General features: G+C 64.6%; 12 protein-coding genes. 3 read left to right on the forward strand and 9 right to left on the reverse strand.

Features of this window, described 5'->3' with window-relative positions; translation table 11 throughout:
- Position 1: 1 nt before the first annotated feature.
- Positions 2 to 1,465, forward strand: coding sequence for a glutamate synthase subunit beta (locus tag ACKVEX_RS01175; RefSeq protein WP_473213844.1), 1,464 nt, complete (start codon positions 2 to 4; stop codon positions 1,463 to 1,465).
- 148 nt (positions 1,466 to 1,613) lie between these two features.
- Here the strand turns inward: ACKVEX_RS01175 and ACKVEX_RS01180 are convergent, their stop codons facing one another.
- Together ACKVEX_RS01180 and ACKVEX_RS01185 are read right to left on the reverse strand one after the other, a co-directional pair.
- Complete coding sequence (locus tag ACKVEX_RS01180) at positions 1,614 to 2,801, reverse strand: acetate/propionate family kinase (protein WP_473213845.1); 1,188 nt, start codon at positions 2,799 to 2,801, stop codon at positions 1,614 to 1,616.
- Positions 2,801 to 4,210, reverse strand: a complete 1,410-nt coding sequence (locus tag ACKVEX_RS01185; RefSeq protein ID WP_473213846.1) for a bifunctional enoyl-CoA hydratase/phosphate acetyltransferase — start codon at positions 4,208 to 4,210, stop codon at positions 2,801 to 2,803. The genes ACKVEX_RS01180 and ACKVEX_RS01185 overlap by 1 nt, the downstream gene beginning before the upstream one ends.
- 190 nt (positions 4,211 to 4,400) lie before the next feature.
- On the opposite strand from ACKVEX_RS01185, the gene glmU reads away from it, so the two are divergent.
- Positions 4,401 to 5,762 carry a bifunctional UDP-N-acetylglucosamine diphosphorylase/glucosamine-1-phosphate N-acetyltransferase GlmU gene (gene glmU, locus ACKVEX_RS01190; protein WP_473213847.1) on the forward strand — a complete coding sequence of 454 codons (1,362 nt, stop codon included), beginning with the start codon at positions 4,401 to 4,403 and terminating at the stop codon, positions 5,760 to 5,762.
- Positions 5,763 to 5,804: 42 nt separating this feature from the next.
- Positions 5,805 to 7,631, forward strand: coding sequence for a glutamine--fructose-6-phosphate transaminase (isomerizing) (gene glmS, locus ACKVEX_RS01195; RefSeq protein WP_473213848.1), 1,827 nt, complete (start codon positions 5,805 to 5,807; stop codon positions 7,629 to 7,631).
- Between the two features lie 503 nt (positions 7,632 to 8,134).
- Here glmS and ACKVEX_RS01200 read toward each other — a convergent pair.
- The 7 genes from ACKVEX_RS01200 to ACKVEX_RS01230 all read right to left on the reverse strand — a co-directional run bounded on the left by ACKVEX_RS01200 (position 8,135) and on the right by ACKVEX_RS01230 (position 17,684).
- Positions 8,135 to 8,809, reverse strand: coding sequence for a type 1 glutamine amidotransferase domain-containing protein (locus tag ACKVEX_RS01200; RefSeq protein WP_473213849.1), 675 nt, complete (start codon positions 8,807 to 8,809; stop codon positions 8,135 to 8,137).
- 30 nt (positions 8,810 to 8,839) lie between these two features.
- Entirely contained in the window at positions 8,840 to 9,853 is a 1,014-nt protein-coding gene (locus ACKVEX_RS01205; protein WP_473213850.1) for an NADP-dependent oxidoreductase, read from the reverse strand.
- A 79-nt stretch (positions 9,854 to 9,932) separates the two neighbouring features.
- Positions 9,933 to 11,969, reverse strand: coding sequence for an oleate hydratase (locus ACKVEX_RS01210; RefSeq protein ID WP_473213851.1), 2,037 nt, complete (start codon positions 11,967 to 11,969; stop codon positions 9,933 to 9,935).
- 708 nt (positions 11,970 to 12,677) lie between these two features.
- A complete protein-coding gene (locus tag ACKVEX_RS01215; protein ID WP_473213852.1) occupies positions 12,678 to 13,610 on the reverse strand; it encodes a 2-hydroxyacid dehydrogenase in 933 nt (310 codons plus the stop codon).
- Between the two features lie 86 nt (positions 13,611 to 13,696).
- Positions 13,697 to 14,629, reverse strand: coding sequence for a YcjF family protein (locus tag ACKVEX_RS01220; RefSeq protein WP_473213853.1), 933 nt, complete (start codon positions 14,627 to 14,629; stop codon positions 13,697 to 13,699).
- 91 nt (positions 14,630 to 14,720) lie between these two features.
- Positions 14,721 to 15,134: a Cu(I)-responsive transcriptional regulator gene (gene cueR / locus ACKVEX_RS01225; protein WP_473213854.1), complete on the reverse strand. Its 414-nt coding sequence runs from the start codon at positions 15,132 to 15,134 to the stop codon at positions 14,721 to 14,723.
- A gap of 3 nt (positions 15,135 to 15,137) precedes the next feature.
- Positions 15,138 to 17,684, reverse strand: coding sequence for a heavy metal translocating P-type ATPase (locus ACKVEX_RS01230; protein WP_473213855.1), 2,547 nt, complete (start codon positions 17,682 to 17,684; stop codon positions 15,138 to 15,140).
- Between the last annotated feature and the right edge of the window lie 33 nt (positions 17,685 to 17,717).

Below are 17,717 nucleotides of genomic sequence, written 5' to 3' on the forward strand. Positions count from 1 at the left end.
GATGGGAAAGCCAACCGGATTTCTGGAGTATCAGCGTCTGTCCGAGGCCTACGAGCCTGTACAGGAGCGGGTCAAGAAGTACAGGGAGTTCGTCCTCCGCCTGACTGACGCGGAGGCGGCCGTTCAGGGCGCGCGCTGCATGGACTGCGGCATTCCGTTCTGCAACAGTGGTTGCCCGGTGAACAACATCATTCCAGACTGGAATGATCTCGTTTATCGCAACCAGTGGCGCGAGGCGATCGAGGTACTGCACTCGACCAACAACTTTCCCGAGTTCACCGGGCGGATCTGTCCGGCGCCGTGCGAGGCTGCCTGCACGCTGAACATCAACAACGACCCGGTCGGCATCAAGTCGATCGAGCACGCGATCATCGACAAGGCCTGGCAAGAAGGCTGGGTGGTGCCCCGGGTGCCAGCGACCCGGACCGGCAAGAAGGTCGCGGTGGTTGGTTCCGGTCCGGCGGGCCTGGCTGCGGCGCAGCAACTGGCGCGGGTCGGGCACGACGTGACCGTGTTCGAGAAGAACGATCGCATTGGCGGCCTGCTGCGCTACGGTATTCCCGATTTCAAGATGGAAAAGCATCTGATCGATCGTCGGATCGAGCAGATGCAGGCCGAAGGTGTGACCTTCCGCACCGGCGTGCTGGTCGGAAGCAAGGACGTGCCGGCCGGTATCGTCAATGACGCGACCGAGGTGGTCGGGGCCGAAACCCTGCAGGCCGAGTTCGATGCGGTGGTGCTGGCAGGCGGGGCCGAAGTGCCGCGCGATCTGCCGGTGCAGGGGCGCGAGCTCGATGGCGTGCATTTCGCGCTCGAGTTCCTGATTCCGCAGAACAAGGAAGTGGCGGGTGGCCGCCCCAACCCGATCTCCGCGACCGGAAAGCACGTGGTCGTGATCGGCGGGGGCGATACCGGCTCGGACTGCGTTGGCACCTCCAATCGACACGGCGCGGTCTCGGTCACGCAGTTCGAGCTTATGCCGATGCCGCCCGAGCAGGAAGACAAGGCACTGACCTGGCCCTACTGGCCGACCAAGCTGCGTACGTCCAGCTCGCACGAAGAAGGCTGCGAGCGCGACTTCGCGGTCGCCACCAAGGAGTTTATCGGCGACAACGGCAGGGTCAAGGCGCTGCGCGCGGTTCGACTGGACTGGAAGGATGGCCGCATGGTCGAGGTGCCCGGTTCGGATTTCGAACTCAAGGCCGACCTGGTGCTGTTCGCGATGGGTTTCACGAATCCGGTCGGCAGCGTGCTCGACGCGTTCGGCGTGGAGAAGGACAAGCGCGGCAATGCGAACGCGACGACCGATGGTGAAGGCTGTTACACGACCAACGTGCCCAAGGTCTTCGCCGCGGGCGATGTGCGGCGCGGACAGTCCCTGGTGGTATGGGCGATTCGCGAGGGTCGACAGGCCGCCCGCGAGGTGGATGCGTTCCTGATGGGTGAAAGCGTGTTGCCACGATGAACGGCGAACCGCCCAAGGGCGGGCAAGTGTGGAACACGGCCTGCGGGCCGTGTTGCGCGAGGGTCGACTGGCCGCCCGCGAGGTGGATGCGTTCCTGATGGGTGAAAGCGTGTTGCCACGATGAACGGCGAACCGCCCAAGGGCTCACTCAATCCAGGTCGAGTCGTTCGACAGTGTAGCGCGCGATCATGGCTTCCTCGTTGGTCGGCATGACGGCGACCGCGACACGGCTGTCCGGCGTATCGATGCGCGAGGCGTGGGCCGCGTTCAGCTCCGGGTCGATGGCTATGCCCAGCCATCTCGACATCGCGGCCACCCTGGCGCGCACCGGGGCGGCGTGCTCGCCGATGCCGCCGGTGAAGATCAGCGCGTCCAGCCCCTGCGCCGCCGCGGCGAGCGACCCGAGTTCGCGAGCGATCCGGTAGCAGAACAGCTCGATCGCCTCGTGCGCCTCGGGGGCGTCGCTGGCCAGCAGCGTGCGCATGTCCTGGCTGATGCCCGACACGCCCAGCAGGCCGGATCGCTTGTACAGCAGGTCGGTCAGCGCCTTCGCGTCCATGCCCTTCTGTTCCATCAGATAGAGCAGGACGCCGGGGTCCAGGCTCCCGCTGCGGGTGCCCATCATCAGCCCTTCGACCGCAGTGAAGCCCATCGTGGATGCGACGCTGCTGCCTTCGCGTAGCGCGCACATCGATGCGCCGTTGCCGAGGTGCGCGATGACCACGGCCCCACGCGCACGCTCACCGATGACCTGAGGCATCAGTCGCGCCACGTAATCGTAGGACAGACCATGAAAGCCATAGCGCTTCACGCCCTCGGCCGTGATTGCGCGCGGCAACGCAAAGGCCTGCGCGAGCGGCGGCTGCGTGCGGTGAAAGGCCGTGTCGAAGCAGGCCACCTGCGGGATGGACGGCATCAGGCTCGACACTGCGCGCACTGCGCGCAGATTGTGTGGTTGGTGCAAGGGAGCCAGCGGCACGAAGGTATCCAGTCTGGCCAGCACGGCGTCGTCGAGCAGCACTGGCGCGCTGTACGATTCGCCCCCATGGACCACACGATGGCCGGCCGCGATGATCTCGAGCTCCGGGCTGTGCGTCGACAGCCAACCGAACAGGTGGTCGAGCGCATCCTTGTGCTGCGCGTCGTGTCCGCCCGAGACGCGGACGTTCTCCCGGTAGCGGACACCGTCCGAGGATTTTGCGCTCATCTCGGGCGACGCGCCGATGCCCTCGATCTGGCCGGACAGCGCGGGCCTTTCGGCCAGTTGCGGGTCGATCGGAAAGAGCGCGAACTTCAGGCTACTCGAACCCGCGTTCAGAACCAGCACCGCACGCATCAGATCATCGCCTCGCGCTTGCGGTGCGCCATCAGCTGTGCCACCGCGCAGGAGGCCGCGCGGGTCTCGGCGGTGTCGGCGCGGCTGGTCAGCACGATCGGAACCCGTGCGCCCAGCACCACCCCGGCCATCAGCGCATTGCCCAGATACTCGAGCTGCTTTGCGACCATGTTGCCCGACTCCAGGTCGGGCACCACCAGGATGTCGGCGTTCCCCGCCACCGCCGATCGCAGACCCTTGGTCTTGGCGGCGACCAGCGACACCGCATTGTCGAAGGCGAGCGGGCCGTCGAGCAGACCGCCCCTGATCTGGCCGCGGTCGGCCATCTTGCACAGCGATGCGGCGTCGATCGTGGAGCGCAGCTTCGACGTGACGGTTTCGACTGCGGACAGGATCGCGACCTTGGGTTCGGCCAGCCCGAGCACGTGCGCGAGATCGATCGCGTTCTGCACGATGTCCACCTTCACCTCGAGCGACGGCTCGATGTTGATCGCGGCATCGGTGATCATCAGCGGATGCGGATAGGTCGGCACGTCCGCGAGGAAGACGTGGCTGATGCGGCGGCCGGTGCGCAGCCCGCTGGCGCGCGATACCACCGCGCTCATCAACTCGTCGGTATGCAGCGAACCCTTCATCAGGGCCTCGATACCGCCGTCGCGGCACAGCGCCACCGCTGCCTCGGCCGCGGCATGGCTGTGCGGCACATCCACGATGCGGTAGCTGCGCAGGTCGAGTCCCTGCTCCTCCGCAATTGCGCGAATCCTGGCTTCCGGCCCGACCAGGATAGGTTCGATCAGCCCGGCCTCGGCCGCCTGGATCGGACCGCGCAGCGACTCGGTGTCGCACGGGTGTGCAACCGCCATCGGAATCGGTGACAGGCCGGACGCGATCGACAGCAGGTGGCGGTAGCGCAGTTCCCGGTCCGAAATCGTCACTTCCGGCAGGTTCATGCGCGGACGCTTGACCTTTTCGGTCGGCGCCTGCACTTCGGCGACCCCGTCGATGACCCTGAGCCCGTCCTGATTGACCGCCAGGCAGTCGAACACGATGTGATGGTTGTGCTCGTACTTCTGGCGGCAGGTGACCGTGATCGTGAGCGTGTCGCCGATCGTGATCGGACGCCAGAAGTTGAGCCCCTGCGACACGTAGACGGTGCCGGGACCGGGAAATTCGGTGCCCAGCACCGACGAAATAAGCGTGCTGCCCCACATGCTGTGGCCGACGACTTCGCGAAACTGGCTGGAGCGCGCGTATTCGGTGTCCACATGGGTCGGATTCACATCTCCGGACATCACCGCGAACAGATGGATGTCGTCCGGCCGGAGCGTGCGGATCAGCTGTGCATGATCTCCGACCTGGATCTCGTCGAACGTGCGGTTCTGGATGTACTGGATGATGGTCTTGTCCATTTGCGATCTCTTTGTGTGCGTTGCAACAATTTCATTGTACCTGTGCTTAAGGCGAAGTATTAAGGTTCGATGATAGATTAGCTGCATTGCAGCATAAAGACAAAGTGTCGGTCTCCGTGGCGGGATGCACGGGGAAGGGTGCAGGCGCCATGCTAGAATCGCCGTCAAATTGCGTCGCACTGGAGTGCAGATGGAAGTCGTGATTCTCGCTGCGGGCAAGGGCACCCGAATGCGTTCGGCCCTGCCCAAGGTTCTGCAGCCGCTCGCCGGCAGGCCCATGCTCAGCCATGTCGTCGACACCGCCCGCGCACTCGACGCGCGGCGTATCTGCGTCGTCTATGGACATGGCGGCGAGAGCGTGCGCGAGTGCCTCGGCATGCCGGATCTGTTGTGGGCGCGACAGGAACCGCAGCTCGGCACCGGGCACGCGGTGCAGCAGGCCCTTCCGCTGCTGTCCGATGACGACGTCGCAATGGTGCTGTACGGCGACGTGCCGCTGATGGGCGTCGATACCCTGATGGCCCTGCGCCGCGCGGCCGCCGGCGACAGGCTGGCGCTGCTGACGGTGATCCTGGACGATCCAAGCGGCTACGGACGCATCCTGCGCAACGCCGCCGGCGAAGTCACCCATATCGTCGAACAGAAGGATGCCACCGCCCACGAACTCGAGGTGCGCGAAGTCAATACCGGCATTCTGGTCGCACCGGTCGCGCGTCTGCGCGACTGGCTCGCGCGGGTCGGCAACGACAATGCCCAGCGCGAGTATTACCTGACGGACATCGTCGCGCTCGCGGTCGAGGATGGCGTCGCCATTGCGACGGTCCAGCCGGCGTCGGCCTGGGAGACGCTGGGCGTCAACAGCAAGCGCCAGCTCGCCGAGCTCGAACGTCTGCATCAGCGTAATATCGCGCTGCGCCTGATGGACGACGGCGTCACGCTGGTCGACCCGTCGCGTATCGACGTGCGCGGCGAACTCGTCTGCGGCCGGGACGTGGAGATCGACGTCAATTGCGTGTTCGAGGGCCGGGTCGAGCTCGGCGATTGCGTGCGCATCGGGGCCAACTGCGTGGTGCGTGATGCAGTGATCGGTGCGGGTACCCGCATCGCGCCGTTCTCGCATATCGAGGACACGAGCATGGGCGATGCCTGCGTGATCGGGCCCTACGCCCGCACCCGGCCCGGCACGCGGCTCGGCGAGGACGTGCATATCGGCAATTTCGTCGAGGTCAAGAACAGCCGCATAGACAATCATTCCAAGGCCAACCATCTGGCCTATGTCGGCGACGCGGACATCGGCCAGCGGGTCAATGTGGGCGCTGGCACGATCACCTGCAACTACGACGGCGCCAACAAGTATCGCACCGTCATCGAGGACGACGTCTTCATCGGTTCCGATACGCAGCTGGTGGCACCGGTGCGGGTCGGCCGCGGCGCGACGCTGGCTGCCGGCACCACGCTCACCAAGGACGCGCCGGAGCATCAGCTGACCGTATCGCGCGCCAAGCAGATCAGCATCGCCGGCTGGAAGCGGCCGGTCAAGAAATCGTCCTGAATCCCTTAAAGTTCCCGCTCGTCCGAGCACCCGGAGAAAGCCATGTGTGGCATTGTCACCGCGATTTCGACCCGAAACGTCGTACCCGTCCTGCTCGAGGGCCTGCGCAAGCTCGAATACCGGGGCTACGACTCCGCTGGCGTCGCTGTGCTCGACAAGGGGCTTAAGCGGCTGCGCTCGGCCGGACGGGTGGCCGATCTGGAGGCGCTTGCGAACGCCTCCGAGCTGTCCGCGCACATCGGCATCGCGCACACCCGCTGGGCCACCCACGGCGTGCCGTCCGAACGCAATGCGCATCCGCACATCTCGGGCGGCCTTGCGGTCGTGCATAACGGCATCATCGAGAACTACGAGAGCATCCGCGAAAGGCTGGAGGCAAGGGGTTACGTCTTCGAGTCCGAGACCGACACCGAAACCATCGCGCACCTGATCCACAGCAAGCTGGACGCGGTGCCCGACCTGTTCGACGCGGTCCGGCTCGCGACGAACGAACTGGTCGGCGCTTATGCGATCGGCGTCGTGTCCGAGGCCGACCCGTTCCGCGCGATCGTCGCGCGCCGCGGTTCGCCGCTGCTGCTCGGCATCGGCGAGGACGGCATGTACGCTGCCTCCGACACCGCCGCCTTGCTGCAGGTGACGCGCAAGATCATCTATCTGGAGGACGGCGATCTGGCCGAACTGCGCCATGAGGGCTACCGCATCGTGCGACTCGATGGCGCGCCGGTCGAGCGGGAGATCCACATCTCCAACCTGTCAGCCGATGCGGTCGAACTCGGGCAGTACCGCCATTACATGCAGAAGGAGATCTTCGAGCAGCCCCAGGCCCTCGCGAATACGCTCGAGATCATCGCCGGCGGCGGTTCGATCAGCCCGCAGTTGTTCGGCAGCCGCGCCACCGACGTGATGGCCGGCGTGCGCCAGGTGCTGATCATCGCCTGCGGCACCAGCTACCACGCCGGTCTGGTAGCACGCTATTGGCTGGAGTCGGTCGCGAAGCTGCCGTGCTCGGTGGAGATCGCGAGCGAGTACCGCTATCGTGAGTCCGTCCCCGATCCCGACACGCTGGTGGTCATGATCTCGCAGTCGGGCGAAACCGCCGACACGCTGGCCGCACTCAAGCATGCCAAGGCGCTCGGCATGCATCGCACGCTGGCGGTGTGCAACGTGCCCGAATCGGCGATCGTGCGCGAAGCCGCGTTGCGCTTCATCACCCGTGCCGGCCCGGAGATCGGCGTGGCCTCGACCAAGGCCTTCACCACGCAGCTGGCGGCGCTGGCGCTGCTGACGCTCGCGCTGGCCAAGACGGCCGGGCGCCTGCCGGAAGAGGCGGAAGCACGCGCGCTGAACGGGCTGCGTCATCTCCCGGTTGCGGTGCAGAAGGTGCTCGAGCTCGAACCCGAGATCGAGCGCTGGGCCCAGCGCTTCGCCAGTAAGCACCACGCGCTATTCCTTGGTCGCGGCCGCCACTGGCCGATCGCGATGGAAGGCGCGCTGAAGCTCAAGGAGATCTCCTATATCCACGCCGAGGCCTATGCCGCCGGCGAACTCAAGCACGGCCCGCTCGCGCTGGTCGACAAGGACATGCCGGTCATCGCGATCGCGCCGGCCGACGAACTGCTCGAGAAGCTCAAGTCCAACCTGCAGGAGGTCCGCGCCCGCGGCGGCGAACTCTACGTCTTCGCCGACGCCGGCAGTGAGATCCTGGAAACCGAAGGGGTGCACATCATGCACATGCCGGAGCACTACGGCATGCTGTCGCCGGTGCTGCACGTGATCCCGCTGCAACTGCTGTCGTACCACGCAGCGCTGGTGAAGGGGACGGATGTGGACAAACCGAGGAACCTGGCGAAGTCGGTGACGGTGGAGTAAGCGCGGCCGTGAAAGGCGATCTGTGTTCCTTGCCATTAAAGTCGAAAACGTGGCAATAAAGTCGAGAACACCGAAGCAGTCGGCCAAAGGGCGCTGCCCTGGAGCTGTAATCGAGTCAGTGACTGGACCCGGCCATCAACCGCCCTTCCCCCTCTGGCACGAGCGGCCGGTCGAACGACCGCTCAACGCTGTCACCGATCGCTATTGAGGCGCGCCTGGTTTGCTGAAATGGCACGCTACGAACATCTGCCGATCTACAAGGCGGCGCTGGACCTGACGGCGCCCCTCCTCTAACTATGGCGTTCTGGAATGAGATCGGGGCGCGCTATCACGCCCTTTGCAACGCACACAACTCAGCCCGGGACTCTTTTCTGGGAGGGCCTCATCGACGGTTGCTGTTATCGCCGAGGCAGAACCACGGTTATTTGCCGCGGAGTTGGGCGGGGCCGAGTTGTGTGCGTCATTATTTTCCGATCACCGGATATTCGCCACGACCGACCTGGTCAAAGCAGGCCCAGCAACTTGCGCGCCGCTTCTTCGGACGAGGCCGGGTTCTGGCCTGTGACCAGTTTGCCATCCGTCACCACGAAAGACGTCCAGTCGGCGCCCTTTTCATAAATGCCGCCGTTGGCTTTCAGCATATCCTCGACGAGGAAGGGGACCACCTCGGTCAATCCGGCGGCGTCTTCTTCGGTATTGGTGAACCCGGTCACGGTCTTGCCTGCGACCAGCGGCTTGCCATCTGGGCCTTTTGGGTGCTTGAACACCGCCGGGGCGTGGCAAACTGCAGCGATCAGGCGGTCGTTGGCGGCGAAGGTTTCGATCAGCTTGATGCTGTCGGCATCTTCGGCGAGATCCCACAGCGGGCCGTGGCCGCCGGGATAGAAGACTGCATCGAAATCCTCCGCTGATACCGTGGACAGCACGACAGTGTTTGCCAGATCGTGTTGCGCCGCCGCGTCGTCCTTGAAGCGTTTCGTCGCCTCGGTTTGGGCATCGTCCGCGTCGCTGGTCGGATCCAGCGGTGGCTGGCCGCCCTTGGGCGACGCGAGCGTGACCTCGACCTTCGCATCCTTGAAGACGTAATAGGGTGCGGCGAATTCCTCGAGCCAAAAACCGGTCTTCTTGCCGGTGTCGCCGAGTTTGTCATGCGACGTGAGAACCATGAGAATTTTCATAAGGTTGGTGCCTTTTAACCTGTTTGTACTTCAGGCGGTCAGCTTGATCACGCGTTTGCCGAAAGCTTCGCCTCTCAACAATCCAACGAAGGCCGCCGGGGCAAGTTCAAGGCCTTCGATCATTTCCTCGCGGTATTGGACATCTCCTGCCTTGATCCATGCGCCCATCTGCTTGGCGAACTCAGGGTAAAGATGGCCGAAGTCATCAAAGACGATGAAACCCCGCACAGTCATGCGCTTGCGCAGGATCGTGCCCAGCAGCAGGTTCATCCGGTCTGGGCCGTCCGGAAGTGCTGTGGCGTTGTATTGCGAGATCAGGCCACAGACCGGGATGCGGGCCGAGGTGTTGAGCAAGGGCATCACAGCGTCGAACACCGCCCCACCGACATTCTCGAAATAGATGTCGATGCCGTGAGGAACCGCCGCTTTCAGCGCGCCCGAGAACCCGTCTGCCTTGTAGTCGATGCAGGCATCGAACCCCAGAGTGCCGACCACATGGGCGCATTTCTCAGGCCCGCCCGCGATACCGACAACATGCAGTCCGAGGATCTTGCCGATCTGTCCCACCGTGGCCCCCACCGGACCGCTGGCCCCGGCGACAACGAGCGTCTCGCCTGCTTTCGGCTGGCCGATCCGGGTCAGGGCCGCCCAGGCGGTCAGGCCCGGCATCCCCAGCACACCGAGCGCCCAGGACGGATTTTCGGGCGACTTTCCCATATTGATTACACCCGTGCCGTCGGACAGCACATAATCCTGCCAGCCGCCGAACGCCTGCACCCAGTCGCCTGCCGCGAAGCCATTCACATCGGAGGACACGACCTGCGCGACGGTGCCACCGATCATGACCGCGCCAATCTCGACCGGGGGAGCATAGGACGGCGCATCGCTCATCCGGCCGCGCATGTAGGGGTCCAGCGAAAGGTATTCGTTGCGCAGCAGCATCTGACCCTTGCCGGGGGTCGCGATGTCCTCTGTTTCAAGCCGAAGGGTGGTGTCGTCCGGCTCGCCCTTGGGGCGCTCGGCGAGCACGAACTTGCGGTTCACTCTGTCGGATTGCGGCATGATGCGGGTTCTTTTCAGATCTGAAGATGGGATCGACCGGCGGACAATGGCGGACACAATGTCAACGACGGCCGCGCATAGTATTGATCATGCCCTGAACCCACGTTCTTGCGATGTCCAACGTGTGGCTGTCCTTCACAAATGCCCGCAGTTCGGTCATCTGGTCTTCAAACAGGCTGTGTTTGCGTAAATCGGCGGGCACTTCATCCTTACCAAGGGGGAGGATGTTTTCGAAATAGGTCCCCCCCAGAAGACGCCGAAGCAGGCCCTCGCCCAAGAACGGCTGGTCATTGTTCAGGGTCCGAGTCGCGCGCAGCAGGCGGCGGATGTCATATTGACCGGGATAGATATCGGGCACCTGTTTCTTGATCCCGAGCAGGCTGTAGACGCCGATGCGCGCGGTCCGCACCGAGCTTTCCAGGGTGAAGACAACGTCATTATGAGTTTCAACGAACTGACCGATGCAGGCGAGGTTGGTGGAGCCTTGCGGGACCGGCCATGGACGGTCGCCGCGGGCGCGGGGCATGAACTGCGCAGTGATATAGGGCATCAGCGCGGTGCGAACCTTTGTAGCGGCGATCACCTCCTCGACCTGATCGATCAGGCCAAGGTGAAAGCACAACTCGGTCAGTATCTCGACGCCTGTGCAGTCCGGCATCGGCTTTTTGACGTAGTCTCCGGGCTTGTCCATCAGCAACGCATAAACCCATGGGACGATCACATCCGATGGTTGATCGACAAAGTGGGGTTGGCGGTTGACCGTAAAACTCATCAGCCAGGCGGAGTCGGTGAAGGTGATGATGCCGCCCGTCGCCGTATTGCCGGAATAGGGATCGTTGACCGACACTTCCTTGATTTTGTCGACCAAGGGTGACGGCTTGCAGGTCAGCGTGGCAGATTCCCAAGTCGTCTTGGGCACATCGCCGAAAAATTTCTCGGGCCGTCCGAAACTTGGGGATTTCCGGGCGAGGTTCTGCCACAGCTTCCTCGCCACGCCCACATCCGGGTCAGCCGCGTTCACGCGCAGCTGTGGCACGGATGTGTCGTCGCCAAAAGCAGTATCCTCGACCATGGAACCCAGCGTCACGAACACCAGGTCCCGCGCGCCGACCTCGATCGTCTGATCACCGGTGCCGGTGCGGCACAGGATTGCGGTGGTGGTCCGCGTTTCACCGCTGATGTCCATCTCGAAGTCAGACACGATCGTGTCGTACTGGATCCTGACCCCTTGGTCTTTCAGCCACGCCATCAAGGGCCGGACAAAGCTATCATACTGATTGTACTTTGGAAAAACGAGAGAGGTCATGTCGTTCAGCCCATCCAGAAGATGGTGGAAACGATGCATGTACAGCTTCATTTCCAGAGCGGAATGCCAATTCTGAACAGCGAACATGGTGCGCCAGAACGTGTAGAAGTTGGTCTTCAGAAAGCCTTCACTGAACCAGGTTTCTACCGTGATGTCGTCCAGATCTTCCTTTCGTGCCAGAAAGAGCCGGACAAGCTCAAGCTGCTGCAACTTGCTGAGCCCCATGGTCGAGAAATCGCCGATCTGGCCCTGTTTCTCCATAAGCCGCGCTTTCGACCAATTCTTGTCGGCATCATTCACGATCCGGAACTCGTCGAGAACCGTGAACGGCGGGGGCAACTCCAGTGCGGGGATCTCCGAAAACACATCCCAGAAATTCTGATAGCTCAGCTCCATCTCGCGGCCGCCACGGACGAGATAACCATCCTCTGGATTGCCAGCCCCATCGAGCGCTCCGCCCTCGATGTTTCGGGATTCCAGAATGGTGATGTTCGCGGCGGGCATATGGCCGTCGCGGATCAGAAAGAAGGCAGCAGTCAGGCCGCCTAATCCGCTGCCAACAATATAGGCTTGGCGATCTGCAATGCCCTCGGTTGGAAGCGGGCGATGGTTGACATAGCTTCCGTGCAGGTCAGCCGGTGGCAGAAGTGTGTCCCGACCGTTGTGCAGGTGTCTGGATGATGCATCCGGGTTAACGTCGACGACCTGACCAGCCATAGCTTCGACATGGGTCTTGAGTTGACCGGCAACCGTTTTTGGTACTTCACGAGTCACGTTTGTTTCCTTTTTCACGGTAGAAAATGTCGGTCAGACGAATTGCGGGTTCATGATCTGGAAAAATGCCTCACCCGGAGTCGCGGGTCTGTTCGTTGGCGAACACAATGGCTGGCAACGCCACATCCCGTAATGGCGCGCGCAACGGCTGCGCTCCAGGACTTCCATCAACCCTTTCCGTCCCGCGCCGAACAGTGTGATTCAGAGACTCCCTGGTCGCAGTCTCGCTATCGATCTCGAAGACCGGTTCCGAACGTCAGGTTTACGGCTGACTCAGCCGCTTACACTTCCCCAGTGACCGCCCGCTAACGGCCGGGAGTGCGAGGTCACGAACGGCAGCTTCCCGGAAGCGAAACTCGCGTGAGGCCCGTCTGGCTGAGCGGCAGCTTTGCGGAAATCTCTCTGACTGCAACGGGTCGTAACGGGAAGACCGCGGTGGCTCTGATCACGATGGGAGATCGACTCGTCAATACGGTTCGAGTAACGGAGCCGTTTTCGACTATATTGCGCAGCGCTTGCGCGAAGCTTCTGCCTTGCTCCCCGTTGTTTTCGACTTTGGCCTTGACGCGCGTCGAGCGAGGCCTTCGTGAAACCCGCGTGGAAGCTGAAACGGAGTTTTCGACTTTAATTGCACGGAACATCTGTGTTCCTTGCCAATATACCGGCCGCTGGGCGTTACATCGCCTCGAGCCGCCGCCAGGTCACACAAAAACCCTGCGCGGCGTTTCAGTAGCCACGGGCCGGGTCGACCACGCCTGAAACCGGGGCGCCGGCCTCCATGCTTCGGATCTTCGCGACGATCTGCGCGATGGTCGCGTCGCGCAGAGTGCGGGCCGAGATGTGTGGCGTCATCGTGATCTGTGGGGTGCGCCAGAAGGCGTGCTCCGGCGGTAGCGGCTCCTCGCGGAACACGTCCAGCGTGGCGGCTGCGACCCGACCTTCGGCGATTGCGCGCAGCAGGTCCTGGTCCACAACGTGTTCGCCGCGCCCGACGTTGATGACCACCGCGCCGGGCAGCAGCGCCGAGAAGAAGGCGTGGTCCATGAGGTCGCGGGTCTGGTCCGTCAGAGGAAGCGTGTTGATCACGATCCGGGTGCGCGCCAGCATCGCCTGCAGGCCGGTCTTGCCATCGAAGATTTCGATGCCATCCACACGACGCGCACTGCGCACCCAGCCCGCGACACGATAGTCCAGCGCTGCGAGCGACTTCGCGACCCGCGCGCCGATCTGGCCGAGTCCGAGCACGCCGACCGGCCATTGCGCCCGGTCTATCGGACGCTGAATCCGCCATACCCGATCGCGCTGCTGGGCACGATACACCGCCATGTCGCGCGTGCGCTCGACCACCTGATGGATCACGAACTCGGCCATCTGCACCGCCATGCCGGCATCCTCGAGCCGGATCACCGGCACGCCGGCAGGACGTGCGTCCAGACCGAGCAGGCCGTCGACACCCGCGCCGAGGTTGAACAAGGCCTTGAGCCGGCGTTCGCGTGCGAACAGCGCGGCGGGCGGATGCCACACCACCGCGTAGTCGGCGTCGTGGATGCGGCCGTCGTCCCGCCAGACGAACACGTCTGCTTCCGGGTAGGCGCGCTCGATCGCGCCGGTCCAGCGCTCGGGCCGCGGGTCGGTCGCGGCAAACAGGATCTTCGGCATGGGGCTCTCGCTGCGATGAAGACGACGCCCCGCGAACGGGGCGACGAAATGGTCGGAAAACTCAGCGTGCGCGGCGCGGTTATCGTCTAAGCGCGCAGCTCGGCGGTGAGTTTTTTCAGGTCGAGCGTGCGTGCCCGTTCCTGGATGTCCTGGGTGTGGCGCGACTGCAGGGTCTTGGCCTGTTCGAACATCTGGGCGAAGGTAGCCTTCAGCGCGGCGGTGTCGAGTTTGCGCCCGTCGCCGTAATAGCGGTTCGCGACCTGACCGATCGCATAGGTCGTGGCGAACGAGAAGGCCGAGCCGGTCGCCTGGCTGCCGATGGCCCGGCCGACCCCCCCGAAGACCTTGCCCAGCACGCCGCCCACGAGCTTGCGGCCGAGCTGCTCGACATACTGCCCGGTCATGCCCACGCCGGTCGTGGCCAGGAAGTCCTTGATGTGACCCCGGTCGAGTTCGAAACCGTGGGCCTGGCCGATCCGGTAGACGAGCCGAACCTGCAGCGGAATGATCGCCATCGACGCCATCGACTGCGGCAGCAGCTCCAGCGCACCGTTCAGGATCGCCGCATGCAGGATGATGCGGTCGAGTTCGGCCGGATTCGGTCGGACGGCGGATGGAATCTCGGCCAGGGCCCCATTCACCGGCGATTCCGCGACCGCTTCGGCATTCAGGACGAAGTTCTCCGCTTCGGCCCGGTCCAGTCCGAGCAGGCCGGTGAGCCGGTCGAGAAAGGCGGTTTCCTGCGTATTGTGGCTGCCATCGGCTTCGCACACACCGACTGCCATCTCGAACGCGAGATCTCTGAGTTCGGGGGTGTCCAACCCGTCCACCGCGCCTTGCAGATCGAGCCGGCCGAGCAGTACGTCCTGGTAGAGCGCGATGAAATCGATGTCCGTTTCGCCGCTCAGCGATTCGGCCACCTTGCGGACATGCTCGCGTTCCCCCGGATCCTGCCGGCCATCGGCAAATGCGGCCATCAGGCTGACTGCGACGACGGAACGGGCCTGGCGATTGTTCATTTTCGATTTTCCTTGTCGATTGCGGATATACAGGGGTTGTGAAGGCTCCCTTTTACCCCGGTGAAGATGAACCCATGGTGAACGCGACGGTTCACCCGTTCGGCCGCTGCGACGGACCGAGGTCGAGGTCCCCAAGAATCGGGCAGTCGGGCCGGGCGTCGCCATGGCAGTGCTCGGCCAATGACTGCAGCGTGGTGACCATGCCCTGCAGTTCGACGATCTTGCGCTGCAGCGCATCCACATGCTCCATCGCGATGCGTTTGACGTCGGCGCTGGCGCGCGCCTGGTCATGCCACAGCGCGAGCAGTTCGGTGATGTCATCGACGCTGAAACCGAGATCCCGGGCGCGCCGGATGAAGCGCAGCACGTGCACGTCCTCGTCGGTGTAGAAGCGGTAGCCGTTTTCGCCGCGGCGCGCGGCCGGGATCAGGCCGATCGATTCGTAATACCGGATCATCTTCGCCGAGACGCCGGATGCGGCCGAGGCCTTGCCGATGTTCAGCATGCTTCAGCCTCCTGCGGGTCGTGCGGCGGGGATGTTCGCGGCGGGCGGCTGATCCGCTTCCGCCGGGGCCCGGGACGCCTGGAAATAGCGCAGGCGCAGCGCGTTGCCGAGCACGAACACGCTGGACATCGACATCGCGGCCGCGGCGAAGACCGGCGACAGCAGCAGGCCCGCCGCCGGATAGAACACGCCGGCCGCGAGCGGGATCAGCGCGGTGTTGTACGCGAAGGCCCAGAACAGATTCTGCTTGATGTTGCGCATCGTCGCGCGTGACAGCGCGATCGCGTGCGGCACGCCGGCCAGGTCGCCGGACATCAGCACCACGTCGGCACTCTCGATCGCGACGTCGGTGCCGGTGCCGATCGCGATGCCGACATCGGCGGCGGCGAGCGCCGGTGCATCGTTGATGCCGTCGCCGACGAACGCGACGCTGCGCGCCTTGCCGCCATGGCTGCCGTCACCGCCGCGCAGCGTGTTCAGCGCATCCACCTTGCCGTCGGGCAGCACCTCGGCGACGACCTCGTCGATGCCGACCAGGTGTGCGATCGCGTGCGCGGTGCGGGCGTTGTCGCCGGTGATCATTGCGACCCGCAAGCCCATCGCATGCAGGGCCTCGACCGCGTGCACCGACGTGGGCTTCAGCGGATCGGCGACCGCGATGATCGCGGCGAGCCTGCCGTCGATCGCCGCGTACAGCGGGCTCTTGCCCTCGTCGCCGAGGCGTGCCGCCTGGTCGGCGAAGACGCCGATGTCGATGCCGAGCTGGTGCATCAGCCGATCGGCGCCGACCTCGATTCGCCGTCCGGCGACCCGCGCACGGACGCCGTGCCCGGCGGTGGCCTCGAAGTCTTCGGCGTCGGCGATCGCGAGGCCGGCCTCCCGTGCGGCGCGGACGATGGCGTCGGCGATTGGGTGCTCGGAGCGGCGTTCGACGGCGGCAATGGCCGCGAGCACGTCGTTGCGCTCGCATCCGGCAGTGGTCGCCAGATCGGTCAGCTGCGGGCGACCGACGGTCAACGTGCCGGTCTTGTCGAGCGCGACCACGTCCGCGTCGCGCAGCATCTGCAGCGCGTCGCCCCGCCGGAACAGCACGCCCATCTGCGCGGCGCGGCCGGTCGCGACCATGATCGACGTCGGCGTCGCGAGGCCCATCGCGCAAGGACAGGCGACAATCAGCACCGCGACCGCATTGACCAGTGCGAAGGTCAGCGCCGGCTCGGGGCCGAAGATGAGCCAGACCAGAAAGGTCAGCAGCGCCACGCCCATCACCACAGGCACGAACACCATTGTGACCTTGTCCACCAGTGCCTGGATCGGCAGCTTGGCGCCCTGGGCCGCCTCGACCATGCGGATGATCTGCGCGAGCACGGTGTCGGCGCCGATCCGGGTCGCGCGGAAGCTGAACGCCCCCCGCGTGTTGAGCGTGCCGCCGACCACGGTCGCACCGGGTGTTTTCTCGACCGGGATCGGCTCGCCGGTGATCATCGATTCGTCGACCCAGGAGGCGCCGTCGATGACGTCGCCGTCGACCGCGATCTTCTCGCCCGGACGCACCTCGAGCACGTCGCCGACCACGACCTCGTCGATCGGTAGTTCGCGCACTTCGTCGTCGCGCCGCACGCGTGCGGTACGCGGCTGGATGCGCATCAGACGCTGGATCGCCTCGCTGGTGCGCCCGCGCGCACGGGCTTCGAGCAGTCGGCCGATCAGGATCAGCGTCACGATGACCGCAGCAGCCTCGAAGTACACGTTCACGGTGCCTTCGGGCAGCACGCCGGGTGCGAGCAGTGCGACCATCGAGTAGCCCCATGCGGCACCGGTGCCGAGTGACACGAGCGCGTTCATGTCGGGGGCGCCGCGCAGCAGCGCCGGAACGCCCTTCCTGAAGAAGCGCAGCCCCGGCCCGAACAGCACCAGCGTGGTCAGCACGGCCTGCAGCCACCAGCTCTCGCGATGCCCGATATGGGTCATGACCCAGTCGTGCATGCCCGGGATCAGGTGGGAACCCATCTCGAGCACGAATACCGGCAGCGTCAGCGCGACCGCGATCCAGACCGCCTGTTGCAGCTTGTGCCGCTCCGCCTCCGCGCTCTCGGCGCGGCTCGCCTCGGACACCTCGGTCGAGGGTCGTGCGCCGAATCCGGCCTTGGCGACCGCCGCTACCAGCGCGGCCATCGGCACCGCCGCGGAGGTCTGGACCCGCGCGCGACGTGCGGCCAGGTTGACCGACGCGTCGACGACGCCCGGCACGCGGCGCAACACTTTCTCGACCCGCCCGACGCAGGCGGCGCAGCTCATGCCCTCGATATCCAGCGTCACTTCGTCACGCCGGACTTCGTAGCCGGCCTTGGTGACCGCGTCCGACAGCTGCGCGAAGCTGACCTCCGGCGCGACCGTGACCGTGGCGGTCTCGGTCGCGAGGTTGACGCTCGCCGCACGCACGCCGTCCACCTTCAGCAGGGCCTTCTCGACATGCGCCACGCAGGAAGCGCAGGTCATGCCGTCCACATTCAGGATCCTGACCTCGCCATCGATCGTCGTGTTGTTCATCGCCATGCTCCCGCAGGAATGCTGTTGATCCTA

Origin of the sequence: Denitraticella aggregata, from assembly GCF_048158365.1 — a bacterium.
Classification (GTDB): domain Bacteria; phylum Pseudomonadota; class Gammaproteobacteria; order Burkholderiales; family Rhodocyclaceae; genus Azoarcus_F.